We start from the raw sequence: 26822 nt of genomic DNA, 5'->3' as shown, positions 1-26822 counted from the left end.
AACAGGATTACCCTGATCCCGCCCACAACCCGATCGGGAGAGCATCGCACCATGGCCAAGGTCACCGGACTCGGCGGCATCTTCTTCAAGTCGCGCGATCCCGCGGCGCTCACCGCGTGGTACGCGAAGCATCTCGGCCTCGATGCCGAGGCATGGGGCGGCGCGCGCTTCGTCGAAGACGAACAGCGTCCGGGCTACACGCTGTGGTCGCCGTTCGCGGCCGACACCGAATACTTCGGCCCCGGCCCGCAGGCGTACATGATCAACTTCCGCGTCGACGACCTCGACACGCTGCTGGCGCAAATGCGTGCCGCCGGCGTCGCGGTGGACGAGCGCGTCGAGCAGAGCGAGTTCGGCCGCTTCGGCTGGATCACCGACCCCGAAGGCACGCGCGTCGAGCTGTGGCAGCCGCCCCGGTAAGCGTTCGTTCCTGTCGCAGCGGAACCATGCCATGAACCCGACATCGCACCGTGGCCGCGAGCGGACCAGCCATCCGGCGGAGCCCGAGCTGGTCACGGCCCCCGGGTTGCTTCCCGTGCTGGAAGCCCTGCGTCGACGCGAGCCGATCTTCCACCGGCCCGAATTCGGCAGCAGCCGCGCCGACTTCGAACACATGGTCGAAGCGGATTTTTGGGAAGTCGGCGCCTCCGGCCAGCGCTACAGCCGTGCCCACGTCCTCGACGTCCTCGAACACCGCACTCCCGAGCCCGCCGGGCACGGCTGGACAACCCGCGACTTCCACTGCCGCGAGCTCGGCCCCGACACCTACCTGCTCACCTACACCCTGGAACAGGGCGAACGCGTGAGCCGTCGCAGCACGATCTGGCGGCGCCGGGCGGATGACTGGGTGATCCTGTTTCACCAGGGGACGCTGGTGGCCGTATCCTGAGCCGGCAACCCGTGCCTGCTGCAAACGCGAAGCCGGTCTTCGGTTGCCCCATGTTTCCCGTCCAGGTGAAGGAGTGGCTGTCGATGATGCGCAAGCCCCACGTTGCATGGCTGTTCCTGACCATCCTCGCCCTCGGTCCGCTGATGGCGTCCGCGTACGATGCCGACCCCGAGAGCAAGGCGACCTCCACCGCCAAGGTGGACACCGGCGTGCTGGACGGCGCGCCGTACCGGGTGGACATCCCCGCGCACTGGAATGGCGACCTGGTCATGCAACTGCACGGCTTCGAGCCGATCGGCACGCCGCGCCCCACGCCGAAACCGCTGGGCGACGAAGCGTCACCGTTTCTCGCGGCCGGCTACGCGCTGGCGCAGAGCAGCTATGCCTCGCAGGGCTGGGCGGTGGATGACGCGCTGCGCGACAACGAACGCCTGCGCGCCTGGTTCGTGCAGCGGCACGGCCAGCCCCGGCATACCTACGTCGTGGGTTTCTCGATGGGTGGCTATATCGTGCTGACCAGCCTGGAACATCACGGCCAGCACTACGACGGCGGGCTCTCGCTGTGCGGTGCCAATGTACCCGGCACGCGCGTGTTCGACGACATCCTGACCTCCGTCGTCGCGTTCGACTACTTCTTTCCCCGTACGGCCGGCTTGCCGCCGAGCGGCCTCGCCGACCCCGCCGCACCCGCGCTGGGCCAGATGGAAGTGATGCATGCGGTAGACACGGCGCTGAAGACCGACGAACACGCCGCGCAGCTGCTCGCCACGCACCTGCACGTATCGCGCGAACGCCTGGCCGGAGCCATCGGCGTGCATTACCTGGTGCTGCACCAGATGCAGCAACGCGCGAAGGGCATGCCGGTCGACAATCGCGCGACGGTGTACGCCGGCTTCGGCGACGATGCGGCATTCAATCGGGGCGTGCACCGCTACACCGGCGACCCGCAGGCGATGCGCTACCTGGCCGCGGCCACCTCGCTCAGCGGCAAGATCCACAAGCCGCTGGTGCTGCAGTACAACCACGACGACTTCCTCATCCCCGTGCGCTACCAGTCGGTGTATCCGGCCATGGTGCAGTCCGCGCACGGCCGCGCGCCGACCGTGCTGCCGTCGGTCGGCGAAGGCCATTGCGGCTTTGCGCCGGAGCAGATCATGCAGGCATTCCAGACCCTGACCCGCGAGGCCAGCGGCGGGCCCACGGGATGAAGACGCCCTCGCGCTGACTTCCTCCCGTCATGGGTTCCACAGCTATCCCAGGCAGCGACGCTGGCGAACGCCGCGCCGCTTCCTTCAGTGCGGCGCCGGCCGGTTCCCGCGCACGCCCCGCGCCACCGGCACCAGCGCGAGCAAGGACACGATCGCGAAGCCCGCGCCGGCGAGGAAGGTGGCGCGCGAACCGAACGCGTCCCACAGCCCGCCGGCGACCACGCTGGCCGCCAGCAGGGCCAGTCCGCTGACCAGGTTGAACATGCCGTACGCCGTGCCGCGCAGGTCGGTCGGCGCCGCGTCGGCGACCATCGCGGCCAGCAAACCCTGGGTCATGCCCATGTGCAGCCCCCACAACGCCACGCCCAGCGCCAGTCCGGCCAGTCCGCCGACGAAGGCCAGCGCCAGATCCGACAGCACCAGCACCAGCACGCCCAGCGCAAGCAGGCTGCCGTGGTCGAAGCGGTCGGCCAGCACGCCGACCGGATAGGACGACAGCGCATACACCACGTTCAACACCACCAGCACCAGCGGAATCAGCACCAGCCCCAGGCCCAGTTCCTGCGCGCGCAGCACCAGGAACGCCTCGCTGAAACGGGCCAGGGTGAACACTGCGGCGATCACCACCACGCCCCAGTACAGCGGCGGCAGGCGCGCCAGCTCGGCGCGCGACAACGGCGAACGCGCCCGTCGGCTTTCCCGGCCGCCCGGCGCGTCGTGCACGCCGAACAGCACCAGCGCGAACGCGGCAAAGCCCGGTACCACCGCGAACCAGAACACCAGCGGAATGTTGTCGGCGGTCAGCCACATCAAGGCGATCGCCAGCGCGGGGCCGAGAAACGCGCCGGTGGTGTCCAGCGACTGGCGCAGGCCGAACGAGGCGCCGCGCAATTCGGCCGGCGCCAGGTCGGCGATCAGCGCGTCGCGCGGTGCGCCGCGGATACCCTTGCCGACGCGGTCCACAAAGCGTGCGCCGACCACCCAGCCGAGCGTGCCCGCCAGCGGAAAGACCGGCTTGGTGAACGCGGCCAGGCCGTAGCCGATCGCCACCAGCAGCTTGCGCCGTCCCAGCCAGTCCGACAGCGCGCCGGAGAACACCTTGGTGATCGCCGCGGTGGATTCGGCGATGCCCTCGATCACGCCGACCGCCAGCGCTGACGCGCCCAGCGCGCCGACCAGGTACACCGGCAGCAGCGCATGGATCATCTCCGAGGAGGTGTCCATCAGCATCGAGACCATGCCCAGCGCCCAGATGCCGGGCGGAATCCGGCGCAGCACGGAAGGCGCTTTCACCGTGGTGCTGCGGGTTGCTTCCGGGGACTGGCTCATCGTGGCGCCTATCGGAATGTCGCGGTCGGCTCGGGCCGCCCGGTGGCGGGCAGGGTGCAGGCCAGATCGTAACCGCGCCTGCCGTCGACGGTGGTGATCGCCATCAAGCCCTTCAGGTCAGGGGCAGACGCAGTGCGCGATGCGTTGGTGGCATGCAGAGCGAGGAACTCTCGTCCTTCTGGCCGGTACGAAGGCCTTTCATTGCGATCAACGGCTGGAACCGTTTCTCCATCAACTCCCGCAAGGCGCCGGCCTGACGGCGCGGAAGAAACGGCCAAACGAAAGCAGGAAAACGCAAGTCACGACGGGCGGCGCGGACTACTGTTTGCGTCGCAGGCCATGGCAGGAGGTGTCACATGCGATCAACGTTCCTGATGTGGCCGGCGGCGAGGCCGCGGCCGGCAGTGCAGGGCCGGCGCACCCCGGCGCCGGCGGAAGGTTTCATGTCGCCCGCGCTGGCCGTGCTGCGGATGGCCGCGGCGCTGGAGCCTGACCCGCTGGAAGCCATGGCCTGGTACCGCAGCGTACCGATCGCGGTGCTGGATGGACTCACCGCCGCGATCCTGGTGAGGCAGGGCAGGGCGTATGCCGTGCTCGCCTTCCTGTGCGCCGCGATCGAGATCGATCGAACCGAACGGCAGACACCGCGATGAGGGACGCGTTGCGCAAGCTTACGCCGGGCCACGGTCTCGCCGCCGTGGTCGAGGAGTTGCGCGAACTGGAACGCACTCGCGAAGCCGTCGTCCAGCGCGGCTTCCGCGTGCTGGAGGAACAGCATGCTGCCGTCGCGCAGCTGGTGCTGCAGTTCTTCGGCGACCGGCAGCGTGCAGTGCGCTGGATGTGCATGCGCCAGCGCGTATTTGGTGGTCGCTCGGCCTACGACCTGCTTGTCGATGGTGACATCGACACGATCTGCGACCACCTGCTGGGCGAGGCATCGGCGTCGGTGGCGCAGGCTGGGGGCTGAGCGCCGGTGCCAGACCGGATCACGCGATCGACCGCACCACGCCGCCATCCACGCGCATGGCGGCGCCGGTGGTGGCCGAGGCCTGTTCGGAGGCGAGGTAGACGCACAGGTTGGCCACTTCCTTGACCGAGGCCAGCCGCCGGATCAGCGAGGTGGGCCGGTGCGTGGCGATGAAGTCGCGCTCCACGGTTTCCTGCGACACGCCCCGTTCGGCGGCGATCTTGCCGAAGAAGCCGCCCACGCCCTCGGAGCGCGTGGGGCCAGGCAACACCGCGTTCACCGTGACGCCAGTGCCGGCGAGCGTCTCGGCCAGGCCGCGCGAGACGGCGAGCTGGGCCGTCTTGGTGGTGGCGTACTGGACCATCTCGGCGGGAATCTGCAGCGCCGACTCGCTGGAGATGAACTGCACGCGGCCCCAGCCGCGTCTGGCCATGCTTTGCGCGTAGTGACGCGACAGGCGCACGCCGCTCATCACGTTCACCTCGAAGAAGCGCAGCCAGTCCTCGTCGGGGATGTCGAAGAATGCCTTCGGTTCGAAGATGCCCAGGTTGTTCACCAGGATGTCGGTCTCCGGCACTTCGGCGATCAGCCGTTGGGCGCCATCGCCCGTACCGAGATCGCCGGCCACGCCGGCCAGTCGCGCGTCCGGCATCTGCCGTCTGATGGTGGCGATGGCCTCGTCCACGCGCGCTTGCGTGCGGCCAGTGAGAGTGACGTGCGCGCCGGCGGCGGCAAGGCCGGAGGCGATGGCCAGGCCGATGCCGGCGGTGGAGCCGGTGACGATGGCGCGGCGGGTGTCGAGGCGGATGTGCATGCTGGCGCTCCCTGATGTTGTTGCACGTGCCGGCGACGCGAAACCGTGCCGGTCAACTGCGAAAGAACGCCAGCATGTCGCGATCGATGGCATCGGCATTGATCGTCAGCATGCCGTGCGAAAGCCCCGGATAGACCTTGAGGCCGCCGCGCTTGAGCAGCTTCACGGAAAGCAGCGCCGAGTCCGCGATCGGCACCACCTGGTCGTCGTCGCCGTGCATGACCAGCGTGGGCACGTCGATCGCCGCCAGGTCGTCGCTGAAGTCCGTTTCGGAGAAGGCCTTGATGCCCTCGTAGTGGGCCCGCGCGCCGCCCATCATGCCTTGCCGCCACCAGTTGTCGATGATCGCGGTGTCCGGTGTGGCGCCCGGGCGGTTGAATCCGTAGAACGGTCCCGACGCCAGCTCGCGATAGAAGCGCGAACGGTTTGCCGCCAGCGCCGCGCGCAGGCCATCGAACGCCTCCATCGGCAGCCCGCCCGGATTCTTCGAGGTCTTCAACATCTGCGGCGGCACCGCGCTGATCAGCACCAGCCGGGCGACGCGGCCCTGGCCATGCCGCGCGACATAGCGCGCGGCTTCGCCGCCTCCGGTGGAGTGGCCGACGTGGATCGCATCGCGCAGGTCCAGGTGCTCCGCCAGCGCGGCCACGTCGGCCGCGTAGTGGTCCATGTCGTGGCCGCCGTCCACCTGCGCCGAACGTCCATGGCCGCGCCGGTCGTGCGCGATGACGCGGTAGCCCTGGCCGAGGAAAAACAGCATCTGGGCATCCCAGTCGTCGCCGGACAGCGGCCAGCCGTGGTGGAACACGATCGGCGGGCCCGAACCCCAGTCCTTGTAGAAGATATCGGTGCCGTCGGTGGTGGTGATGAAACTCATGTCGTGTCTCCCCGCGATAACGCGTTGATGGAATGCTCGGCCGGTCAATGGCCTTCGATCGCGAACAGGATCTCGCCGAAGCCGGGTACGGTCGCTTCGCGGTTCCAGTCGCGCTGCAGTTCGCAGATCAGTTGCACCCAGCCGGTCGGCCTGGCGCCGGCCTGCTGCAGTCGGTCGAGGCCCGCGTTGTGGGCCTCCAGCGAGGTGCCGCCGCAGGCGTCGACGACGGGGTAGACCTCGTAGCCGTCGGCGAGCGCATCGAGCGCGGGGTGGACCAGGCATACCTCGGTCCACAGCGCCGCCATGATCAGCTTCCTGCGCCTGGTCGCCTTGACCGCGTCGACGAAATCCTTGTCTTCCCAGGCGTTGATCGAGGTGCGGTCGATGATCGGCACGTCGCCCAGCACCTCGGTGATCTGGTGGATGGTCGGCTGGTTGCGTCCGGTGGAAACGTTCACCGTCGCGAGCACGACCGGGAGCCTGTACAGCTTCGCGATGCGGGCGAGCGCGGTGATGTTGGCCACCAGTTGGCGCTTGTCGCGCGAGGCGATGGAGCTGACCTGCACCGGCTGGTAGTCGATGATCAAGACGGCGGCGTTCTGCGGCGTCAGGAGGTGGTCGGAGACGGGATCACGTACGGTTGCATAGGAAGTCATGGCATGGATCCGTGTGGTGGAGGGATGGCGGAGCGCGCGCGTGCGCTTACGGCCGCGGCGCGTTGGAGGCGTCGAGGTAGCGGGTGTCGGTAGGCCCCACTCCGGTGATGTACACGACCACCGCCTGGTCGCCGGTGCGGGCGAAGTGGGCCTGGCCGCCCGGCTCGGTGTAGAAGCTGCCCGGGCCCAGGGCCTTGAGATGCTCCCGGGTATTGGCCGGCCCGTAGCCGAACCACCAGATGCCGGAAACCACCACCGCGGAACGGTCGTCGCGGTGGGTGTGCGCCGCGATCACCGTGTGGGCCGGCACCCGCAGCGCGATGGTGTAGGGCCCGGCGGCCGCGGGGTCGCCGGAGAGCCGGGTGGTCTGGATACCGGCCACGCCGGAGGTGCCGGCGCCGGCGTGCTGCGTCGACAGGGCGGCGATGTCCTTCGGGTCGAGCCTGAGCTGGCCGGCGGGCGTCGCCGCCGAAGCGATCGACGAGGCCAGCAGCAGGAGCACGACACCTGCGCCCCGTGCGTGGATGCGGCCGCTCACGGGATGAACTTCCGTATGGCGGCGACGGTCGCGTCGGGGTTTTCTTCCATCAGCCAGTGGCCGGAATCGGGAATCACCGCACCCTGGACGTTGCTGAAGGCAGCCCGGGTTACCACCGCCATTTCCGCGCCGAAGGATTTTTCGCCGCCGATGGCCAGCACCGGAGTCGACAACGGACCGGCCGCCAGGAATGCATGGTTGTCCAGCGCGTCCTGGTCGAAGGCGTGGAATTGTTCGAAGCCGTCGTGCATCGCGTTGGGCAGCGCATACAGCTTGGCGTAGTGCGCGCGGCTGGCCTCGTCGAAATGCTTCGGGTCGGCCGAGAACTCGTTCCAGAAGCGGTCGAGGTAGATCCGTTCGCGCCCCTTCACCAGCCGCTCCATGTCCGGCCCGTAGAAGCGAAAGTGCCAGAGCAGGGGATTCTTCAGGATCTCCTCCCACGGACCGACGCCGGGGATGGGCGCATCCATCAGCACCAGCCGTCCGACCCGCTGCGGCTGCTCGGCGACGAAGGCGAAGGCGACCATGTTGCCGATGTCATGGGCGACCACGTCGACCTTGCCCACGTGCAGCGCGTCCAGCACGCCGGCGATGTCGCGGCCCTGGTTCTTCTTGTCGTAGCCGCCGGGCGGATGGGCGGACAGCCCCATGCCGCGCAGGTCGGGCACGATCACGGTGTGATCCTGGGCCATGGCGACGGCCAGCGGCTGCCACATGTCGCCGCTTTCGCCGTAGCCGTGCAGCATGACCACGGCCGGGCCATGCCCGCCGACGCGGACGAAGAACTGCGTTCCGTTGGCGGCGACCGTCTGCGTCCTGAAACTGCTGGGGTAGGGCTGGACGGCGGCCAGGCACGCGCATGCGGCCAGCAACATGCCGCATGTGATGAAAAACCTGATGGCTCGGTTCATGGAGGGCACCTCTTCCGCTGTGGGTGCAGCGAACTTAGGTGCCGCGCAGCCTGGTGGCTTGATCGGAAGTGCCGGATTTGGCGATCAGTGCTCCTGCGTGCGTTACCCCGAGCTGGTCCGATGGCAACCCGCGTTTGCCGCCATGCGCCGTTCCGCGGGTTCAGGCATATGATGTCCGCCGGGCAGGGCGGGGGTGGTATCACCGGGGAAGGTGGGTCAGGTTTGCCATTTCATCGTGTCTATCGCCGGCTGGCAGCAGAAGGCACTTGCGCGGAGCAGGTTGGGGGAACGAATGACACGACAACAAGACGTGGTGCAGGGCGCCCGGTTATCCACCGCCCCCAGCGCCGCCGATGCGCTGCCCGGCCGACCGGCGACCACCCTCGCCGGACGGATCACGTCATGAGCGAGTCGGCCGACCAGACCGCCGAGCCTGCCGGGGCAACCCTTGCCGGCAACCTGCAGGCGTGGGAGGAAAGCTTCCGCATCGCGATCGACACCATTCCCGGGCTGGCCTGGTTCGGCAGCGCGGAGGGTCCGGTCGAATTCCTCAACAAGCAGTGGTGCGAATACACGGGCATATCGATGGACGCCGCCTTGGGCTGGGGATGGACGGCCACTATCCACCCGGACGACATGTCGAGCCTCGAAACGCAGTGGCGGGGTGCGCTGGAACAGGGCGCACCGGGCGAACTCGAGGCACGGGTGCGCCGGAGCGACGGCGAATACCGCTGGTTCCTGTTCCGTTACGCGCCGCTGCTGGACGACACCGGCCGGGTGCTCAAGTGGTACGGCGCCAACACCGACATCGAGGCACGCAAGCGAGCCGAGAAGGCCTTGCTGGCGTCGGAGCAGCTGATCCGCGGGCAGGTCAACGCGCTGAAAAGTTCGCTGGACGTGCTGGCGGTGGAATCGGACCCCGACCAGCTGGTGGCGCACATCCTGCGCACGCTCACCACGCAGTTCGGTGCGCACAGCGCGAGTGTCTGGCGCCGGGGGCCGGCGGGCGACACGGTAGGCATCGAGTTCGTCTTCGAGGACGATCATGTCGTACCCAAGAGCGATCCCCGCTTCGCCGGGATCGACCTGGTGCTGCCGATGGAGGACATCTGGCCGTGGCCCGAGGTGTTCCGCTCCGGCAAGCCCAGCGTCATCGAGGACATCCGCGACGTGCCACCGTTCGGCCTGCGCGACCGGCTGCTACCGCTGGGCGTGGTCACCGTGCTGCTGCTGCCCCTGGTCGTCGCCGGGCGTCTGGAAGGTGCGATCGGACTGCGCTTCCAGTGCCGGCGTCATTTCCGCACCGAGGAGATCGAACTGGCCCAGTCGCTCGCCAACCAGGCGATGCTGATGATCCGCCTCGCCGAGTTGTCCGCGCAGGGACGCGAAGCGGCCGTGGCGGGAGAACGCAACCGCATTGCGCGCGACATCCACGACACCCTGGCCCAGGGTTTCACCGGCATCATCATCCAGCTCGAGGCGGCCGAGGATGCCAGCCGGCGCGGGCTCGGCGACGAGGCGGAACTGCACGTCATCACCGCGCGCAAGCTGGCACGCGAGAGCCTGAGCGAAGCCCGTCGCTCCTTGCGGGCACTGCGACCCCGTCCGCTGGAATCGGGTGGCATCGCCCATGCCCTGCAGGCGATGTTCGAAAAGGCGACCGAGGGCGTGGCGCTGCACAGCGACTTCAAGGTGCTGGGCGAGCCGGTGGAGCTGCCGGCGGAGTGGGAAGAGAACCTGTTCCGGATCGCGCAGGAGTGCCTGACCAACGTCCTCCGCCATGCGCATGCGTCCCGGGTCAGCGGCAGCATCGGCTACGGCCCGGGCGAGGTGCGGCTCGAGTTCGCCGACGATGGCCGCGGCTTCGATCCTGCCGCGAAAAGCGAAGGCTATGGACTCATGGGCATGCGCGAGCGGGTCGATGCCATGGGCGGGCAGATCATCGTGCAAAGCACGACCGAAGGCGGTACGACGGTTTCGATCCGCCTGCCCATGTTCTCCGCACCGGGAGCGGACTGATGGAGTCGCCCGCATCTCCTGACGACACGCACCCACTCGCGCCGATACGCGTGCTGATCGCCGACGACCACGTCACCGTGCGGGAGGGGCTCGCGGCCATCATCGGGCGACAACCGGACATGCTGGTGGTCGGGGAGGCCGCCGATGGCCGGGCATGCGTCGAGCGCTGGCTGCAGTGCCGTCCCGACGTGACCCTGCTTGACCTGCGCATGCCGTTGCTCGACGGCATCGCGGCCATCGAGGCGATCCGTCGCGCGGCGCCGTCGGCGCGGCTCATCGTGCTGACCACGTTCGGCACCGACCACGACATCTCCCGGGCCATCAGGGCGGGCGCCAAGGCATACATGCTCAAGGATGCCCAGCGCGAGGAACTGCTCGACTGCATCCGCGCCGTGCATGCCGGCGAAACGCGCATTCCGCCCTTGCTGGTCGCCAAGCTTGCCGCGGAAGTCAGCGGCGAGGCGCTGACGAACCGCGAGCTGGAGGTCCTTGCCCTGCTGGCGCGGGGCTGCAGCAACAAGTTCATCGCGCAGCAGTTGAACATCAGCGAGACCACGGTCAAGTCGCACCTGCGCAGCGTCTTCAACAAGCTGCAGGTGCTGAGCCGCACCGAGGCCATCGCGGTGGCCAGCCGCCGCGGCCTGATCCACCTCTAGGACAGGCCCGAACAATCCGTCATCCCAGCCAACGCCGGGCATGCTCCTCGCTCGTCATCCCAGCGAAAGCCGGGGACGCCCCTTGCTCGTCATCCCAGCGAAAGCTGGGAGCGCTCCTTGCTCGTCACCCCAGTGAAAGCTGGGAATGCCCCTTGCTCGTCATCCCAGCGAACGCTGGGATCTAGTGCCTTGAGACGTTCCAAAGACACTGGATCCCAGCGTTCGCTGGGATGACGAGCAAAAAGCCACACTCCCGCCAACCGTTCGAACGGACGACCCTCGCCTCGTCCATTCGCGGCGCGAAAAGACCGCCCAAGCGATCAATGGTGGACCGGCACCGCCAGCGGTAGCGTTCCCCAACCGGAAGCGATCCGGGGCCGGGGCCAAAGCCATGCACGAACAAGCACAGAGTGAGGAGGCCGTTCCCATCGCCGTCCAACTTCTCCGGCGCGCATGCCTGGCACTGGACAATGACGTGCGCGCCGCCAGGCGCGAAATCCACCGGGCGCTGGAACTGCTTCTGGACTCGGTCGCGCAGACGCCGTTCGATCGTCCGATCCACGGGCTCGCGTCATGGCAGGCGCGAAGGGTGATCGACCACGTCCTGGCCCATCTCGATATGCCGATCCGGGTCGAGGATCTGGCCGGCGTGACGCGGCTGAGCACGAGCCATTTCTCCCGCGCCTTCAAGCTGAGCTTCCACGTGTCTCCGCACGCCTACGTCATCGCGCTGCGGCTTGCGCGTGCGCGCGCACTGATGCTGGAGAGCGACGAGCAGATGAGCCAGATCGCCGCCGCCTGCGGCTTCGCCGACCAGGCGCATTTCTCCCGGGCGTTCCGGCGCAAGGTGGGCTGCGCGCCCGGGTTCTGGCGGCGCGAGCGTCGCGGCCATCCCGATCGCGAACCTGTCACCTCGATCGGCAAGCAGGCAGGTGCGTCAGAGCTCTGGTCCCACCTCGCGGATTTTCCCATGACTCCCGCCGCAGGCGGCGAGGTGCCCGCGTGAGCATCGGGAACTCACTACGGGCATTCTGCCCTCCGCCCTTCGGGGCCAGCTTCGCTGTTCGCACGCGCATCCTGTGCGTGCGTGGCCACGCAAGGAGAAACTGACCGGCTGCCGCAGGCAGACAGAAGCTCCTGCCTTGATACTAAGGAGCAGACAAAAGCATCGCCCGCGAGAGCGGCGTCGTGGGGTAGGAGACGAGAAGATCCGCAGCTATCGGGATCGAAGGAAACAGACGGGCGCCCGAAACCTGGGGCGGAATCTGGAGCGCGGCCTGTTTTCACGCTGCCGCGGCTACTTGCCGGAGCTTGTGCGTGATGCTCTTGCTCCGCCTTTTATGCTTGCGCCCTCGCATACCGCATCGGCGACTGTCCGACGTGGCGGGCGAAGGCGACGCTGAAGGTGCTGGCGGAGCTGTAGCCGACGCGTTCGGCTACTTCGGTCAGTGCGCCTTCCCGGCGCCGCAGCAGTTGCTTGGCCAGCGCCATGCGCCAGGCGAGCAGATAGGCCATCGGGGCGATGCCGACAGTGCGGCTGAAGCGTTCGAAGAATGCCGAGCGGGATAGCGCCGCCGCTTTCGCCAGCTGCGCGACCGTCCATGGCCGAGCGGGATTTTCGTGCATTTGCCGTATCGCCTCGGCGAGGCGCGTGTCGGCAAGGCCGTGCAGGAGACCGGGTGACGCAACCGTCCCCGCGCCGGATCGAAGCGCTTCGATGAAGAGCACTTCCAGCAGGCGGGAGAGGATGACGTCGCGTGCGGGGCGACGGGCACGGGACTCGTCGGCGACAAGCTGCACCACGGTGGCCAGCCTGTTGTCGTCGCGCACGTGCACCAGCCGCGGCAGCAGCGAAACCAGCAAGGCCGCATCCGGTGAAACGAAGCTGCAGTGGCCCACCAGCAATCGGACATCGGGCGGGCCGGCAGGCATGCCGAGCCGGAATTCGCCATCAGGCAATGGCATTGGCGGTGAGTCGACGTCTTCCGGGGCCAGCGGTTCCTGGCTGGTCATGGTGAAGTTCTGCGCCGCCGGGATCAGCACGAAAGCGCCCGCGTGAAGCGTGATCGGCGCGTCGTCGCCGACCGTCAGGCGGCACGATCCATCGATGACCACGCAGTAGAACGGCTGCCCGACTTCCTCGCGACGGACACGCCAGCGACCGGCGCCCACCACGACTTTGGAGAAACGGGCGGCTGGCTGCAGCAGCGTGACAATCTCCGCAAGTGGGTCGATCATGCCGGACTCCTGCAAAGAAATAATGGACTGTCAATCATAGCAAGTCCTGTCGCACCGACCTATCGTTTTGACTCCGCCCACCACTACGGAGTCATCATGAAAACCATCCTGATCACCGGCTGCTCGTCCGGCTTCGGTCTCGAGATTGCCCGCCATTTCCTCGACCGCGACTGGAATGTCATCGCCACGATGCGCACGCCGCGCGAGGACCTGCTGCCCCGCTCCGCACGCCTGCGCGTGCTCCCCCTCGACGTGACCGATCCGCAAAGCATTGCTGCAGCAGTGGACGCGGCGGGGCCGATTGACGTGCTGGTGAACAACGCGGGGATCGGCGTGCTGAACGCACTGGAGGGCACCACCATGGACATCGCGCGCATGGTCTTCGAAACGAACACGCTGGGCACGATCGCGATGACCCGCGCGGTGCTGCCCCGATTTCGCGAGCGGCAGGCGGGGCGCATCGTGAACATCACCTCCAGTGTGACGCTGAAACCGCTGCCGCTGCTTTCCGTCTACACCGCCAGCAAGGCGGCCATCAATGCGTTCACCGAATCGTTGGCGCTGGAACTGCAGCCGTTCCATGTGCAGGTGAACCTGGTGTTGCCGGGGCGGGCTCCGGACACGGCCTTTGGCGACAACGCACGGCCCCTGATGCAGGACGGCTTTCCCGAGGCCTACGGCAGCTTTGCGCAGCGGGTTCTTGCGGAGTCGCAGCAGTCGTCCGAGATCACGCTGTCACGCGACGTGGCCGAAGCGGTGTGGCGTGCGGTGAACGATCCCGCGTGCCCGCTTCGCATTCCAGCGGGTGCGGACGCGGTGGCGGTGGCCGGGGTGCCATGAACAGGAGCTCACATGGCGGGTGCGGGTGACACGGCGTTGAATGCCTCAGCTCCGCGCCGAACATCGCGCGCAAGCGCGCTCCTGCAGGCGAGGTGATTCGATTGCCGAAGTCGATGGATCACTCAGGGCGGCGATCACCGCGCCACATCCCACCCCGGCACCGCAAACGCCTCCACCAGAAAATCCACCAGCCTGCGCGTCTTGATCGGCAGGTGCTTGCGCGACGGATACACCGCGTGGATGCCGAGTGTCATCGTCCTGTAGGTCGGCAGCAGTTCGACCAGGTCGCCGCGGCGCAGGTCGTCGGCGATGATGAAGTCCGGTTGCAGGATGATGCCCTGGTGGTCGAGCGCGGCGGCGCGGCAGGTGTCGCCGTTGTTGGCGTGGATGCGGGCGTGGGTGCGCACCACGACGGGGGCATCGTCGGGCGCGGTGAAGGTCCATTCGTCGCGGGCGGCAAAGTAGCTGTAGGAGATCACTTCGTGCTGCGCCAGCTCGGCGGGGTGGGTGGGCGTGCCGTGCTGCGCCAGATAGGCCGGTGAGGCGCAGGCGATCATGCGGGTGGTGGCGAGTTGCCGGCTGACCAGTTGGGAGTTGGCCAGGTTGGTGATGCGCACGGCAAGGTCGTAGCCCTCCTCGACAAGATCGACGACGCGATCGCTGAGTTCGATGTCCAGCGACACCTTCGGATACCGCTGCGTGAAGCGCCCCCATAGCGGGGCCAGGTGCAGCACGCCGAAGGTGAGCGGCGCATTGATGCGCAGCCTTCCGCTGGGCTCGCCGCTGCGCGAGCTGATTTCCGATTCCGCTTCGTCGACGGCGGCCAGCATTTCCTTCGCCCGGGCGAAGAACAGCTGGCCGTCGTCGGTCAGCGACAGCCGCCGCGTGGTCCGGTGCAGCAGGCGCGCGCCCAGGCGCTGTTCGAGCTCGCCGACATGGCGCGACACCGCCGCCTTGGACAGGCCGGTGACCTCCGCGGCGCCGACGAAACTGCCGGCTTCGACCACCGCCACGAAGCTGGCCATCTCCTGGAATTTGTCCACGGCACGGTCCTTTTGTCTCGTTTTTCGAAACAGTAAGTCAATCCATATTCAGTTTATCGGCATTCCGTTGGCGAATAGAGTATCTCCCATCAACTCGCTCCATCACCCCATCACCAAAGGAATCGTCATGAACGCTTCGCTCGCGCTGTTTGGCCGCATCGGTCTTTCGCTGATCTTCATCATCTCCGGCTGGGGCAAGATAGCCGCCTACGCCGGCACCCAGCAGTACATGGAATCCGCAGGTTTGCCGGGGGCACTGCTGCCGCTGGTGATCGCGCTGGAACTCGGCGGTGGCCTGGCCATCCTCACCGGTGCTTTCACCCGCTGGATCGCGCTGGCGATGGCCGCGTTCTCGCTGGTCAGTGCCGTGGTGTTCCACGCCCACTTCGACGATGCCGCCCAAGCGATCAATTTCTGGAAGAACGTGGCGATGGCCGGCGGCTTCCTGATGGTTGCCGCCCACGGTGCCGGCGCCTTCAGCCTCGACCACTTGTGGAACAAGCGTCGCAACGCCTAAGTGCCGCCATCCCGCAGTCACGCAACGGGCGCCTCGCGCCCGTTGCCGATGGAGAAAACACCATGACTACCACCCCTTCGCTCTTCATCTCCCACGGTTCGCCGATGTTCGCGCTGGAACCGGGCCTGCTGGGCCCGAACCTGCGCGCCATCGGCCAGTCGCTGAGCGGCATCACCTCCGTGCTGGTGGTGTCGCCGCACTGGCAGACGCGGGGCGTGCGCATCGGCAGCAGCGCCGCGCCGGAAACGATCCACGACTTCGGCGGCTTCCCCGAGCCGCTGTACCAGTTGCATTACCCCGCGCCGGGCGCACCGGCGCTGGCGCGGGACGCGGCGCATCTGCTCGCGTCGGCGGGCCTTGAAGTGACCCTCGACGAACGTCGCGGCCTCGACCACGGCGCATGGGTGCCGATGCGCTATCTGTTCCCCGACGCCGACGTGCCGGTGTTCCAGGTGTCGCTGCCGCAGGGCATCGATGCGGCCGGCGCCTTGCGACTGGGCCAGGCGCTGGCGCCGCTGCGCCAGCGCGGCGTGCTGGTGGTCGGCTCCGGCAGCCTCACCCACAACCTGTACGGATTCCGCCAGCACATCCGCGACCCGGAATACGCCCGGCAATTCGTCGACTGGGTTCGCGACGCGATAGCCGCACGCGATGTCGAAGCGCTGCTCGACTACCGTCGTCGCGCCCCGCACGGCGAGCGTGCGCATCCGACCGAGGAACACTACCTGCCGCTGCTGGTGGCCGTGGGCGCAAGCGCCGCGACGGACACGGCACAACTGGTCGAGGGCGGCATGACCTACGGCGTGCTGTCGATGGACTCGTTCGCGTTCGGTTTGCCCGATGCCGCGCAGTCCGCGCTCGGGAAAGCAGCATGAAGACCTTGTCACCGTTGTCGAACGATCCGGCCTTCGCGCTGGCCTTCCGCACCCTGCAGCCGCCGCCGGCACAGCCGACGTCGCTGCTGGTGCTGCTGCACGGCGTGGGTGGCAACGAGAGCAACCTCGCCGCGCTCGGCACCGAGGTCGACAGCCACACGCTGGTGGTCTTGCCGCGCGGCCGGATCACGCTGGGCCCGACGGCGTTCGGCTGGTTCCGCGTGGCCTTCACCGGCAACGGTCCGCAGATCGTGGCCAGCGAAGCCGACGCCAGCCGTCGCAGCCTGATCGACTTCATCGGACAACTGCAGCAGGCCCAAGGCATCGACGCGGCGCATACCGTCGTGGCCGGCTTCAGCCAGGGCGGCATCCTCAGCGCCAGCGTGGCGTTGACCGCGCCCGAACGCGTCACCGCATTCGCCGTGCTGGCCGGGCGCATCCTGCCGGAGCTCGAGCCGCTGTTGGCGAGCCCGGAACATCTGTCCGCCTTGCGGGGCTACATCGCGCATGGCACGCACGACGACAAACTCCCGGTGAGCTGGGCACAGCGCAGCGATGACTGGCTGACCCGCCTTGGCGTCGCCCACGAGACGAAGCTCTATCCGACCGGTCACGAACTGGGCGCGCCAATGTGCGCCGACTTCCTCGCCTGGCTGTCCCGGGAAGAGCCGCGCGGGAACCGGCCCACCACCGGGCGATAGGTCGATCCTGCACTTGCGGCGTGCGGGACGTCCGATCCGGCCGGGTCGGACGTCCGGTCCGACGGTCTCGGGCGACCGAACGCCCCGGTGGAGCGAGGCTGGAGTTCGCATTCCGCCCAGGTAGACCACCATGTCCCATCTGCTGTCTCTCGTTCGCTGGACTGCCCGGTTTCTGTTCTCGCTCACGTCGGTGGCGGTCGCCATCTACGCCTTCGGCTATCTCTATCGCAGCCACGCGGCCGGTAATCCATTCGCCGCCCAGTTCGCGATTTCCGGATGGGACGTGCCGCTGCACATGTTCTTGGCCGGGCTGGCGTTGCTGCTGGCGCCGTTGCAGCTCAGCGCCGGCGTGCGCCGACGCCTGCCGGCGCTGCATCGCACCGCGGGCTGGTTGTACGTGGCCGCGATCCTGATCGGTGCGCCGTCGGGACTGTCGCTGGCGTTCCATGCGCAAGGCGGCGCAGCCAGCGGCGTCGGCTTCGCCCTGCTGGCGCTGCTATGGCCAGTGGTCACCTTGCGTGGCGTGTTGCTGGCGGTCGCTGGCGACACCGCCAGCCACCGACGCTGGATGTGCCGCAGCGTGGCATTGACCTTCGCTGCCGTCACGCTGAGGGTGGGACTCGGCGTGGGCGCGGGCGTGCTGCACCTGCCGTTCCTGGCGGTCTACATCACGATGGCGTGGGCTTCCTGGCTGCTCAACCTTGCTGTGTGCGAACTCATCCTGCGCTGGCCGTCGTGGCGTCGCGCGCGTGCCGCCGGCGGTAGTCGCTGGGCGTTTCGCCCAACTGGCGCTTGAACGCCGCGTTGAAGGTCGATTTCGAGGTGAATCCGCAGGCGTAGGCGAGGTCCAGAATCGTGCGCGTCTCGCCCGGATCGGCCAGATGATCGCGCATCGCGTCGATGCGCAGGCGGTTGACGTAGTCCCAGAAAGTGGCGCCGAAGCGGCGGTTGATCACCACCGATACCAGGTACTCCGGGTAACCGCTGCGTCGCGCCAGCTGGCCGATCGTCAAGGCGGGCTCGCGGTAGAGCTGTTCGCCGCTCATCAGTTGGGTGAGCCGGACCTCGACTTCGGGAAAGCGCGGGTCGTCTTCCGCCTCGTCGCGCGAGCGATCGGGTGGCGCGTCGCTTTCGTCGGGCCTCGCCGCATCGTGTTCGGCACCAGCCATCGGCTGGGCTGGCACCTGCGGTTGCGCCAGGCTGAACCAGCCGATCACGAAGATCCACAAGGCCACGGCACCGTAGATCAGGTGAAAGTCGATGAACGGAATGTGCGCGATTTCCCGCAAGGCGGCGATGCACCAGATCAATGCCTGCGAGAACGCCATCGCGCCGAGCCATTGCAGCGACTGGCGGTCGGCGTCGGCACGCCGCGCGCGCAATTCCTGCCGGAACCGGGCGATCCGCACCAGGGCCGCGGCGACGTAGGCCAATGCATAGCCGAACAGGAACAGCGTGAACCACGGTCCGGGTCCTTCCCAACCGGCGTTGCCGGCAAGCCGCGGCCAGGCCACCACCAGCGCCAGCGCGAAGCCGGCGAAATGCACCAGGTCGCGCATGCGCAGGCGACTGCCGGTGGTGAGTGCACGCACGTAGACATAGAACAGACTGGCGTGCAGGAACGGAAACAGGCTGACGACCGCGTAGGTCAGCGACCAGCGATCATCGGCCCCGGCCAGATGGACGGCCTTGACCGCCAGGTCCACGCCGACCAGGCCGGTCCATGCGGACAGGACGCGGTTGGCGGCAGCATTGGCCGGGCGCCGCCACAGCGCCAGTGCGAGCAGCATCGCCTGGGTGGCGGCGCTGGCGTAGATGATCACCCAAGCCTGCATGCGGAAACCGTGGAAGCCGAAGCGCGCCAGTGTAGCTGCATGGCGAACGGCCCGGACGGGTCAGGCCGGCATCACCGCGGCCTCAGTGCAGCGCGGCGCCGAAGCGATCCTTGCGCGGCAGGTAATGTCGTTGCGGGTCCAGCGAGACGAGGACGTGGTGCGCGCGGCCGACGATCTCGCCGCGGGCGAAGAAGCCGAAGTAGCGCGAGTCCATGCTGTTGTCGCGGTCGTCGCCCAGCAGCAGGTACTGGCCGGGCGGAACCCTGGTCGGGCCGAAGTTGCTGAGCGGGCTGGGGTGGCGGTTGGACAGGCGGATCGCGTGGCGCAGCGCGCCGTAGCGTTCGGTTTCGTAATGCGCGGGATCGCGCAGGTCGTCGTGGATGCCCTGGTAGCCGCTGGCCGCGTAGCTGGCCGCGCGGCCGTTGATGAAGAGCACGTTGGCGCGCATCGCCACCTCGTCGCCGGGCAGGCCGACCACCCGCTTCACCAGGCGCTCGTGCGCGGCCGGTGAATCCAGCACCACGATGTCGCCGCGTTGCGGATCGGCCAGGTGGCGCAGCGAGACATGGGTCAGCGGCAGGCGCAGGTCATAGGCCAGCTTGTCGACCATGATGCGGTCGCCGATGCGGATGGTTGGCTGCATCGAGCCGGTCGGCACCACGTTCCAGTCGGCCACCGCGCTGCGGAAAACGACCATGCACAGCATGAAGGTGATGAAGCCCCGGTTGCGGGTCAGAAAGCGGACGAGCCTGTGCATGCAGATCTCCAGTCTTGTCGTATGGGCAGTGCGATGCGCGGACCACGCAGGCACGTCATGGACATGACCGCGGCTTGGCGGTGAAGTTTCAGGATCGGACAGACTGGTGCCGAAGGTCATAGAATGCACCCGCACGACGGAGAGCGCGGCGGCATGTGAGCGACATGATTCATCCATAGACCCATCCTGGATTCCGGGCGTCGCCAGTCAGGCGCGGCGAGTCGGCATCCTCCTGGTTCATTGCCGCGGGCAGCAGCTGCCCGCGTGCTGTCATGGAGAGTCCCCATGTCGGATGCACGCATTCGCGTCGCCAATCTCGTTTTCTCGTGGCCCGACGGCACGCCGGTGCTGGATGGTCTTTCGTTCGCGCTGGGGCCGGTTCGCACCGGCCTGGTCGCGCCCAACGGTGCGGGCAAGAGCAGCCTGCTGAAACTGCTGGCGGGCGAGCTGTCACCGCTGTCCGGTCAGGTGGCGATCGACGGTGTCGTCGGGTATCTGCCGCAAAACCTGCCGCTGGATGGCGAGGCCACGGTGGCCGAGGTGCTGGGCATCGCGGCCAGGTTGCAGGCGCTGGATGCGATCGCCGACGGCAAGGTCGATTCCGCGCACTTCGATGCGGTCGATGGCGACTGGCATGTGCGCGAGCGCAGCATGGCGGCGCTCGCGCGGCTGGGTCTGGCTGACGTGGCGTTGGAGCGCCGCCTCGATACCTTCAGCGGCGGCGAGGCGATGTCGCTGGGTCTGGCGGCGCAGCTGTTGCGGCGTCCGGATGTACTGCTGCTGGACGAGCCCACCAACAATCTCGACCACGCTGCGCGCTTGCGGCTTTATGCCGTGCTGCAGGAATGGAAGGGCTGTCTGCTGATCGCCAGCCATGATCGGGAATTGCTTGAGCGGATGGATCAGATCGCCGAACTGACGCCGTCCGCGTTGTGCTTGTACGGCGGTGGTTTCGCGTTCTATCGCGAAGCGCTGGCAGCCGAACAGCGCGCGACCGAACAGCTGGTGCGCAACCTGCGCAGCGAATGGAAGCGGGAGAAGCGCGACATGCAGCAGGCCCGCGAACGCGCCGCGCGCCGGTCGGGCAACGCCTCGCGCAACCTGGCCGACGCCGGGCTGCCGCGGATCGTGGCCGGCAATCGCAGAAGCGCGGCGCAGGCTTCCGCGGCAAAGGCCGACGCGACCCATGCCACGCGGATGGAACAGGCGGGCTCGCGCCTGCACGAAGCAAGGCAGGCACTGAACGAAGCGGCGGTGCCGGATTTTTCATTGCCGGCTACGCGGGTGGCGGTCGATCGGTTGCTGTTTTCGGCCGAGGGCTTGCGGGTGGAGCAGGGCGGTCGCGATCTTTTTGGCAGGCACGGCCTGAGCTTCACCATCCACGGTCCGCAACGCATTGCGTTGCGTGGTGCCAACGGTGCGGGCAAGACCACCCTGCTGCGAGTGATCGCGGGCGAGTGCAGGCCAGGCCATGGCGACGTGCGGCATGGCGCGGGTCGGGTCGCCTACTTGTCGCAGCGGCTGGAGCTGCTCGATCCGGACCGTACGGTCAGCGAGAACCTTGCGCTCGCCGCCCCGGACATGCCCGCGCAGCAACGTGCAAACCTGCTGGCGCGGTTGCAGTTCCAGGGCGATCGGATGGACCTTCCCGCCAGCGTGCTGTCCGGCGGCGAACGACTGCGTGCGGTGCTGGCCTGCGTGCTGCACGCCACGCCGGCGCCGCAATTGCTGTTGCTGGACGAGCCGACCAACAACCTCGATCTTCCCGGCGTCGATTTGCTGGCGCAGGCGTTGCGCGCGTACGAAGGAGCCCTGGTCGTGGTCAGTCATGATCCTGCCTTCCTGGCCGGGATCGGCATCACCCGGTGGGTCGAGCTCGTGGATGGTCGGTGGGTGGAGGATCTTCAGCGGTGACACCCAACCAGCCTGCCTGTCGGTAAATCCGCGATCCCCCACTGCCTTGTGGATGTCATGCCCGTGCCCCCGAACGGCCTGTTTGCGACGCGTTGCGGCCCGTTGCGTCTGCTCTGATGCACGCTCCATCCGGGGAGTGTGGACGCATGATTGCTTGGACACAGACGGTAACCGCCAAGGTGCTTGGCGTCGGGGTGCTGGCCTTGCTGATGACGATACCGCTGATGCAGGTACGCGGGCTGGTGGGCGAGCGGCAGCAATTGCGCACCGATGCGATCAGCCAGATCGCGCAAGGCTGGGGCGGCAAGCAGGTGTTGGGCGGGCCGGTGCTGGTGGTGCCCACGTTGCGTCAGGTGGCGGCGGAAGGTCAGGCGACGCCGCGCTGGCAGGCGGGCAGCGAAAGCATGCTGGCCGACGCGCTGAAGCTGGACGTGGCGATGGCTGTGACCACGCGCAGTTATGGCATCTACACCGCCCCGGTATTCGTCGCCACGGTGAAGCTCGGCGCGCAATTCCGGGCGCAGGACATTGCCCAGTATCGCCATGCCAGCGACGCGCCATGGCAGGGCGGCAAGGCCGAGCTGCGGCTGCCGATCGGTGACTTGCGGGGGCTGCAGGAAATTTCCGACCTGCGGGTCAACGGTCAGCCGGCCCGTTTCGAATCGTCGGCCGATCGCCTGGGCGGATGGCCGAACGTGGTGGTGCCGATCGACCTCGACGTGCTGGGCGACCAGCCGATCGACGTGCAGATCAGCCTGAAGCTGGCTGGCACCGAGGCGCTGCAGATGCTGCCGCTGGCGCGTGGCACCGACGTGACCATGCGCGCGCCGTGGAGCGACCCCAGCTTCATCGGTGCCGCGCTGCCGCTGGAACACGCGATCGATGCCAGCGGCTTCAGCGCCCACTGGCACCTGCTGGATCTCAATCGCAGCTACGGCCAGCACTGGACGGAAGGCGACGACATGAAGGCCGCGCTGCAGGCGTCGACCTTCGGCGTGCAGCTGTACCAGCCGGTCGACGTGTACCAGCGCAACGTGCGCGCGGGGAAGTACGGCCTGCTGTTCATCGCGATGACCTTCGTGGCGTTCTTCCTGTTCGAGGTGCTCAAGCGGCTGCGCGTGCACCCGGTGCAATACCTGCTGGTCGGCGCGGCGCTGGCCACGTTCTACGTGGTGCTGCTGGCGTTGTCCGAGCAGATCGGTTTCGGTCTGGCCTACGCACTGGCGGCGGCCGCGGTGGTCGTGCTGGTCGGTGGCTATGCGATGGCGGTGCTGCATGCACGGCGCGCCTGCCTGCTGCTGGGCGGCGTGCTGGGGCTGATCTACGCGATGCTGTACGGGCTGATCGCGGCCGAGCAGTACGCGCTGCTGATCGGCGCCCTGGTGCTGCTGGCGATGGTCGCGCTGATGATGTACCTGACCCGCCGCATCGACTGGTATGCGTACGTACCGACCTCGACCGAGCCGCCAGCGGCTATCATGGGACAATCATGAATCTGCTCGCGATCGAAACCGCCACCGAAGCCTGCTCCGTCGCCCTGATCCACGGCGACGAGCTGATCGCCCGCAGCGAAATCGCGCCGCGCCGGCACACCGAACTGGTGTTGCCGATGGCCGACGAACTGCTGGCCGAAGCCGGCATCGGCCGCCACGCGCTCGATGCGATCGCCGTGGGCCGCGGCCCCGGCGCGTTCACCGGCGTGCGCCTGGGCGTGTCGCTGGCGCAGGGCATGGCGCTGGCGCTGGACCTGCCGGTGATCACCGTCTCCTCGCTCGCCGCGCTGGCGCTGGAGGCGCCGGAGGAGGAAGGCACCGCCATCCTCGCGGTGATCGACGCGAGGATGGGCGAAATCTACGCTGCCTGCTACCGCCGCGACGACAACGGCGGCCTGGTCGCGCTGGACGACGAACGCATCTGCACCGCCGATACCCTGGTGTTGCCTGAAGCGGATGCCTGGCAGGTGGTCGGCAGCGGCTGGGCCACCTACGCCACCGTGCTGAGCCAGCGCCTTACTGGCACCCTGCATTCGGCCGATGGCCATTGCTACCCGCAAGCTGCGCACGTCGCCGAACTGGCCATGCGCGAGTTTGCGGCTGGCCATGCACAGGCGCCCGAGCTGGCCTTGCCGGTGTATCTGCGCGACAAGGTGGCGTTGACGTTGGTGGAGCAGGGCAAGGCCTGAGCCGCACGGTCGTGCGTGCGGCCAGCGTGCGTTATCCTGCTTTCCAACGTTTCCGAGGGAGATCGCGATGCTTCGCATGATGCTCATCCTGTCCGTGTTCGGCTTCTGCATCGGCGCGCCCGTGGCGTCCTCCGCGCAAAGCGGGTTCGGCGGCATTGTCGCCACGGTGGACAAGCTGGATCGGAACTTCGACGCCGCTGACAGGAATCACGATGGCCTGCTCAGCAAGCAAGAGGCGCAAGCCGGGCATGTCGGCTTCATCGTCAGCAACTTCGACGGCATCGATGCCGCCAGGCGCGGCCTGGTATCGAAGGACGACGTCCACGCCTTCATCAGGAACTGGCTGATGCAGCGCCAGCCGATGCCTGCTTCGTCGAAGTGAGTGAGGGCGGCGAAATCAGGCCGTGGGCGTTGCTTCTGGCATCCCTTCTGTTCATAGGCTCGCAGTGTTGTCATGCAGCCAGCCTCAGGCCGGTATCTGCAAGCGAGGGAATCTGTCTCGCAGGACTGGACGATTTCAATATCGAGGTCGATGGGCCCGTAGACGTGGAGTTTGCGAGTCTCATCTACGAAGGGCGCGTTGTCGGGCAGTTCCAGATCACCATTCTGGGGCCGGACCAAGAAGTACCCCGCAACGAAATCGAGCGCTGGCGCCATGGCGAGGTTGTCCTCGTAAAGGACAAGGACAGCTACGTTGGAATAAAACGATCCCATTCGGGTGACGCCTATCCCAATGTGTACATTTACCTTTCCGTAGGCAGAGGCTTGCCACACTTCGCGAGTGCGGCGTCCATCATGCATGCCTTGACGACATGCAATCTCAAGGCTTCCATTGATTGGCGTTCGACGCCACCGAAGCTCGACTCGGTGGTGGCGGGAGCACCGCGTTAGACATTCGGGTGAAATGGCTGCTTCCGACCCCGGCGTCACGCTTGAATTCTTCCAGTTGCTTTGAGGCATCATCCCTGTGGCACGGATCCGCGCCATAAGCGGGATAGGGTCCGGCGAAAGGTGGGAGATCAGAGCTGCCCGATCACGAACTGCACCAGCAAGCTGCTCACCGCCACCGCGATCCACACGCCCAGGCCGAGCAGGATCGGGCGGGGGCCGCTGGAGATCATCTTGCGCAGGTTGGCGGACAGGCCGATCGCGGTGAGCGCCACGATGATCAGGAATTCGGCGAGCAGGTGAATGGACGGCTGGATGGCCACGGGAATCAGGCCGGCGGTGCGCAGCGCCGAGGCGACCAGGAACCACAGGATGAACCACGGGAAGATGCTGGCCAGGCTGAAATGTCCGCCGCTGCCGGCTTCGGCGTGCTTGCGCTTCTCGCGGGTGGCGACCACGAAGGCCAGCACCAGGCAGATCGGGATGATCAGGGTGGCGCGGGTCAGCTTGACGATGGTGGCGTAGTCGCCGGCGGCGTGGCTGTAGCTGTAGCCGGCGGCGACCACCGACGAGGTGTCGTTGATCGCGGTGCCGGCCCACAGGCCGAAACCGAGGTCGGACAGATGCATCAGGTGGCCGAGCAGGGGGAACAGCAACACGGCGATCACGTTGAACAGGAAGATGGTGGAGATCGCGAAGGCGGTGTCGTGGTCGTCGGGACGGATGATCGGCGTCACCGCGGCGATCGCCGAGCCGCCGCAGATCGCGGTGCCCACGCCGATCAGCACCATCAGCTTGTCGTGCACGCCGAGCCAGCGGCCCAGCGCCCAGGCGGAAAGGAAGGCCATCGTCATCGTGATCAGGGTGACCGAGAGCGACTCCAGGCCGGTCTTCGCCACCTGGTCCAGGCTGAGCCCGAAGCCCAGCGCGATGATCGACCACTGCAGCACCTTCTTGCCGGCGAAGGCGATGCCCGGCGCGTAACGCGCGCCCAGCGGCAACGTGTTGCCGACCACGATGCCCAGCACGATGCCGATCACCGGCCCGCCGATCAGCGGCGCCCAGCGGCCCAGCAACCAGGCCAGCAGCGCGATCGCCACCGCCAGCAACAAGCCGGGCGCGCGTTGCAGCAAGGGGTTGGGCGTGGCGACGGAAGCGGGGGCGGACATGCTGGACTCCTGGAATGGCGGCCATTGTCCGCCGTGCAGTCCATAACCAGAACTTGGAATATGTGATTGGTCGTATAAACTCCGCTGATGATCAACATCAGCCCGCGACAGATGGACGTGTTCGTGCAGATCGCGCTGCTCGGCAGCGTGCGTGCCGCGGCCGAACGACTGCACCTGACCCAGCCGGCGGCCAGCATGGCGCTGGCCGAGATGGAGCGACAGCTGGACGGGCCGGTGTTCGACCGCGAGCGCGGCCGCTTGCACCTCAACGCCCGTGGCCGCGAGTTGTTGCCGCTGGCGCAGGAGCTGCTGGAGCGACACGCCGAGTTCGGTCGCCGCGGCCGCGAGGACGGTGCCGAACTGGGCGGCGAGCTGCGCATCGGCGCCAGCAACACGGTGGGCAATTACCTGGTCGGCGAATTGCTGGGCGGCTTCGTGCGCGCGCATTCGCAGGTGGCGATCCGGCTGCGCGTGGCCAACACCGAGACGATCACCGCAGGCATGCTGGAGCACAGCCTGGACATCAGCTGCGTCGAGGGGCCGGTGGCCCATCCATTGCTGGAAGTGCGACCGTGGCGCGACGATTCGCTGGTGGTGTGCGCGCCGCCGGAGCATCCGCTGGCGCGCAAGCGGGGCTTGAAACCCGCCGATTTCGCCGGTGCCCGCTGGGTGTTGCGCGAGCCGGGTTCGGCCACGCGCGCCACCAGCGAGCGGGTGCTGTCACAGCTGCCGCCGGGCGAGACGGTGCTGGAGCTGGACCAGATCGAGGCGATCAAGCAGGCCGTGGTCGCCGGCCTGGGCATCGCCTGCCTGCCTTCGGTGGCGGTCACCGATGCCCTGGCGACCGGACGGCTGAAGGCGCTGAAGACGCCGTTCCTCGACCTGCGGCGCAAGCTTTCGCTGTTGTTGCACCGGCAGAAGTATCGCGGCGCGTTGCTGGATGCCTTCCTCGACGAAGTCGATCCCGATCACGGCCAAGGTGGCAACCGCCGACGCTGA

Annotated in this window: 30 protein-coding genes; 19 read left to right on the top strand and 11 right to left on the bottom strand. The window is 67.6% G+C overall.

Features of this window, described 5'->3' with window-relative positions; genetic code table 11:
• Window positions 1-51: 51 nt before the first annotated feature.
• The 3 genes from I6J77_RS13245 to I6J77_RS13235 are packed head-to-tail and all read left to right on the top strand — an operon-like array spanning window position 52 to window position 2097.
• On the top strand, window positions 52-420 hold the full coding sequence (locus I6J77_RS13245; RefSeq protein WP_204109348.1) for a VOC family protein: 369 nt from the start codon (window positions 52-54) through the stop codon (window positions 418-420).
• A gap of 31 nt (window positions 421-451) precedes the next feature.
• On the top strand, window positions 452-889 hold the full coding sequence (locus I6J77_RS13240) for a DUF4440 domain-containing protein (RefSeq protein ID WP_204109347.1): 438 nt from the start codon (window positions 452-454) through the stop codon (window positions 887-889).
• A gap of 50 nt (window positions 890-939) precedes the next feature.
• Entirely contained in the window at window positions 940-2097 is a 1158-nt protein-coding gene (locus I6J77_RS13235; RefSeq protein WP_204109346.1) for a S9 family peptidase, read from the top strand.
• Between the two features lie 84 nt (window positions 2098-2181).
• Here the strand turns inward: I6J77_RS13235 and I6J77_RS13230 are convergent, their stop codons facing one another.
• Window positions 2182-3426 (bottom strand): MFS transporter, encoded by a 1245-nt coding sequence (locus I6J77_RS13230; protein WP_204109345.1) that lies wholly within the window; start codon window positions 3424-3426, stop codon window positions 2182-2184.
• A gap of 356 nt (window positions 3427-3782) precedes the next feature.
• Between I6J77_RS13230 and I6J77_RS13225 the strand changes: the two genes are divergently transcribed.
• Both I6J77_RS13225 and I6J77_RS13220 read left to right on the top strand, forming a co-directional pair.
• The gene (locus tag I6J77_RS13225; RefSeq protein ID WP_204109344.1) at window positions 3783-4079 is read left to right on the top strand and encodes a hypothetical protein; all 297 of its coding nucleotides are present in this window, start codon (window positions 3783-3785) and stop codon (window positions 4077-4079) included.
• A gap of 8 nt (window positions 4080-4087) precedes the next feature.
• Complete coding sequence (locus I6J77_RS13220; RefSeq protein ID WP_204109343.1) at window positions 4088-4393, top strand: antitoxin Xre/MbcA/ParS toxin-binding domain-containing protein; 306 nt, start codon at window positions 4088-4090, stop codon at window positions 4391-4393.
• 19 nt (window positions 4394-4412) lie between these two features.
• Here I6J77_RS13220 and I6J77_RS13215 read toward each other — a convergent pair whose 3' ends face one another.
• Genes I6J77_RS13215 through I6J77_RS13195 form a run of 5 tightly spaced genes read right to left on the bottom strand, consistent with a single transcriptional unit; the run spans window position 4413 to window position 8153 of the window.
• Window positions 4413-5207, bottom strand: coding sequence for an SDR family NAD(P)-dependent oxidoreductase (locus tag I6J77_RS13215; protein WP_204109342.1), 795 nt, complete (start codon window positions 5205-5207; stop codon window positions 4413-4415).
• A 52-nt stretch (window positions 5208-5259) separates the two neighbouring features.
• A complete protein-coding gene (locus tag I6J77_RS13210) occupies window positions 5260-6084 on the bottom strand; it encodes an alpha/beta fold hydrolase (protein WP_204109341.1) in 825 nt (274 codons plus the stop codon).
• A gap of 44 nt (window positions 6085-6128) precedes the next feature.
• Window positions 6129-6740 carry a hydrolase gene (locus I6J77_RS13205; RefSeq protein WP_204109340.1) on the bottom strand — a complete coding sequence of 204 codons (612 nt, stop codon included), beginning with the start codon at window positions 6738-6740 and terminating at the stop codon, window positions 6129-6131.
• A 46-nt stretch (window positions 6741-6786) separates the two neighbouring features.
• The gene (locus I6J77_RS13200) at window positions 6787-7278 is read right to left on the bottom strand and encodes a cupin domain-containing protein (protein ID WP_204109339.1); all 492 of its coding nucleotides are present in this window, start codon (window positions 7276-7278) and stop codon (window positions 6787-6789) included.
• Complete coding sequence (locus tag I6J77_RS13195; RefSeq protein ID WP_239308980.1) at window positions 7275-8153, bottom strand: alpha/beta fold hydrolase; 879 nt, start codon at window positions 8151-8153, stop codon at window positions 7275-7277. Before I6J77_RS13195 ends, I6J77_RS13200 begins: the two co-directional genes overlap by 4 nt.
• A 438-nt stretch (window positions 8154-8591) precedes the next feature.
• On the opposite strand from I6J77_RS13195, the gene I6J77_RS13190 reads away from it, so the two are divergent.
• The 3 genes from I6J77_RS13190 (at window position 8592) to I6J77_RS13180 (ending at window position 11870) form a co-directional block, all read left to right on the top strand.
• On the top strand, window positions 8592-10208 hold the full coding sequence (locus tag I6J77_RS13190) for a histidine kinase (protein WP_204109337.1): 1617 nt from the start codon (window positions 8592-8594) through the stop codon (window positions 10206-10208).
• On the top strand, window positions 10208-10864 hold the full coding sequence (locus I6J77_RS13185; protein WP_204109336.1) for a response regulator transcription factor: 657 nt from the start codon (window positions 10208-10210) through the stop codon (window positions 10862-10864). The genes I6J77_RS13190 and I6J77_RS13185 overlap by 1 nt, the downstream gene beginning before the upstream one ends.
• A gap of 391 nt (window positions 10865-11255) precedes the next feature.
• Window positions 11256-11870, top strand: a complete 615-nt coding sequence (locus I6J77_RS13180; protein ID WP_204109335.1) for a helix-turn-helix domain-containing protein — start codon at window positions 11256-11258, stop codon at window positions 11868-11870.
• A gap of 332 nt (window positions 11871-12202) precedes the next feature.
• Here I6J77_RS13180 and I6J77_RS13175 read toward each other — a convergent pair whose 3' ends face one another.
• The gene (locus I6J77_RS13175; protein ID WP_204109334.1) at window positions 12203-13102 is read right to left on the bottom strand and encodes an AraC family transcriptional regulator; all 900 of its coding nucleotides are present in this window, start codon (window positions 13100-13102) and stop codon (window positions 12203-12205) included.
• A gap of 96 nt (window positions 13103-13198) precedes the next feature.
• Between I6J77_RS13175 and I6J77_RS13170 the strand changes: the two genes are divergently transcribed.
• Window positions 13199-13942, top strand: coding sequence for an SDR family oxidoreductase (locus I6J77_RS13170; RefSeq protein ID WP_204109333.1), 744 nt, complete (start codon window positions 13199-13201; stop codon window positions 13940-13942).
• A gap of 134 nt (window positions 13943-14076) precedes the next feature.
• Here I6J77_RS13170 and I6J77_RS13165 read toward each other — a convergent pair whose 3' ends face one another.
• A complete protein-coding gene (locus I6J77_RS13165; protein ID WP_204109332.1) occupies window positions 14077-14985 on the bottom strand; it encodes a LysR family transcriptional regulator in 909 nt (302 codons plus the stop codon).
• A 127-nt stretch (window positions 14986-15112) separates the two neighbouring features.
• Here I6J77_RS13165 and I6J77_RS13160 point away from each other — a divergent pair, with 127 nt between their 5' ends.
• From I6J77_RS13160 to I6J77_RS13145, 4 genes are all read left to right on the top strand, one after another.
• On the top strand, window positions 15113-15502 hold the full coding sequence (locus tag I6J77_RS13160; RefSeq protein WP_204109331.1) for a DoxX family protein: 390 nt from the start codon (window positions 15113-15115) through the stop codon (window positions 15500-15502).
• A gap of 62 nt (window positions 15503-15564) precedes the next feature.
• Window positions 15565-16377, top strand: a complete 813-nt coding sequence (locus I6J77_RS13155) for a dioxygenase (protein WP_204109330.1) — start codon at window positions 15565-15567, stop codon at window positions 16375-16377.
• A complete protein-coding gene (locus I6J77_RS13150; protein WP_204109329.1) occupies window positions 16374-17078 on the top strand; it encodes an alpha/beta hydrolase in 705 nt (234 codons plus the stop codon). Before I6J77_RS13155 ends, I6J77_RS13150 begins: the two co-directional genes overlap by 4 nt.
• 130 nt (window positions 17079-17208) lie before the next feature.
• The gene (locus I6J77_RS13145) at window positions 17209-17874 is read left to right on the top strand and encodes a DUF2306 domain-containing protein (protein WP_204109328.1); all 666 of its coding nucleotides are present in this window, start codon (window positions 17209-17211) and stop codon (window positions 17872-17874) included.
• On the opposite strand, the gene I6J77_RS13140 is transcribed toward I6J77_RS13145, so the two are convergent.
• Window positions 17795-18913: an AraC family transcriptional regulator gene (locus I6J77_RS13140; RefSeq protein ID WP_204109327.1), complete on the bottom strand. Its 1119-nt coding sequence runs from the start codon at window positions 18911-18913 to the stop codon at window positions 17795-17797. The two genes, I6J77_RS13145 and I6J77_RS13140, sit on opposite strands and share 80 nt — an antisense overlap.
• 82 nt (window positions 18914-18995) lie before the next feature.
• Window positions 18996-19670: a signal peptidase I gene (gene lepB / locus I6J77_RS13135; protein ID WP_204109326.1), complete on the bottom strand. Its 675-nt coding sequence runs from the start codon at window positions 19668-19670 to the stop codon at window positions 18996-18998.
• Between the two features lie 285 nt (window positions 19671-19955).
• Between lepB and I6J77_RS13130 the strand changes: the two genes are divergently transcribed.
• The 5 genes from I6J77_RS13130 to I6J77_RS13110 all read left to right on the top strand — a co-directional run bounded on the left by I6J77_RS13130 (window position 19956) and on the right by I6J77_RS13110 (window position 24657).
• Window positions 19956-21584 carry an ABC-F family ATP-binding cassette domain-containing protein gene (locus tag I6J77_RS13130; protein ID WP_204109325.1) on the top strand — a complete coding sequence of 543 codons (1629 nt, stop codon included), beginning with the start codon at window positions 19956-19958 and terminating at the stop codon, window positions 21582-21584.
• Window positions 21585-21730: 146 nt separating this feature from the next.
• Window positions 21731-23077, top strand: a complete 1347-nt coding sequence (gene creD / locus I6J77_RS13125; protein WP_204109324.1) for a cell envelope integrity protein CreD — start codon at window positions 21731-21733, stop codon at window positions 23075-23077.
• On the top strand, window positions 23074-23766 hold the full coding sequence (gene tsaB / locus I6J77_RS13120) for a tRNA (adenosine(37)-N6)-threonylcarbamoyltransferase complex dimerization subunit type 1 TsaB (RefSeq protein ID WP_204109323.1): 693 nt from the start codon (window positions 23074-23076) through the stop codon (window positions 23764-23766). The genes creD and tsaB overlap by 4 nt, the downstream gene beginning before the upstream one ends.
• A gap of 67 nt (window positions 23767-23833) precedes the next feature.
• Window positions 23834-24148: an EF-hand domain-containing protein gene (locus tag I6J77_RS13115; RefSeq protein ID WP_204109322.1), complete on the top strand. Its 315-nt coding sequence runs from the start codon at window positions 23834-23836 to the stop codon at window positions 24146-24148.
• Entirely contained in the window at window positions 24145-24657 is a 513-nt protein-coding gene (locus I6J77_RS13110) for a hypothetical protein (RefSeq protein ID WP_204109321.1), read from the top strand. Before I6J77_RS13115 ends, I6J77_RS13110 begins: the two co-directional genes overlap by 4 nt.
• A 128-nt stretch (window positions 24658-24785) precedes the next feature.
• Here the strand turns inward: I6J77_RS13110 and I6J77_RS13105 are convergent, their stop codons facing one another.
• Window positions 24786-25823, bottom strand: coding sequence for a YeiH family protein (locus I6J77_RS13105; protein ID WP_204109320.1), 1038 nt, complete (start codon window positions 25821-25823; stop codon window positions 24786-24788).
• A gap of 87 nt (window positions 25824-25910) precedes the next feature.
• Between I6J77_RS13105 and I6J77_RS13100 the strand changes: the two genes are divergently transcribed.
• Window positions 25911-26822 carry a LysR family transcriptional regulator gene (locus I6J77_RS13100; RefSeq protein WP_204109319.1) on the top strand — a complete coding sequence of 304 codons (912 nt, stop codon included), beginning with the start codon at window positions 25911-25913 and terminating at the stop codon, window positions 26820-26822.

Source organism: Rhodanobacter sp. FDAARGOS 1247 (assembly GCF_016889805.1).
In the GTDB taxonomy this organism is placed as follows: domain Bacteria; phylum Pseudomonadota; class Gammaproteobacteria; order Xanthomonadales; family Rhodanobacteraceae; genus Rhodanobacter.
The sequence above is the reverse complement of the archived record's forward strand: the minus strand, read 5'-3'. Positions and strand labels throughout refer to the sequence as shown.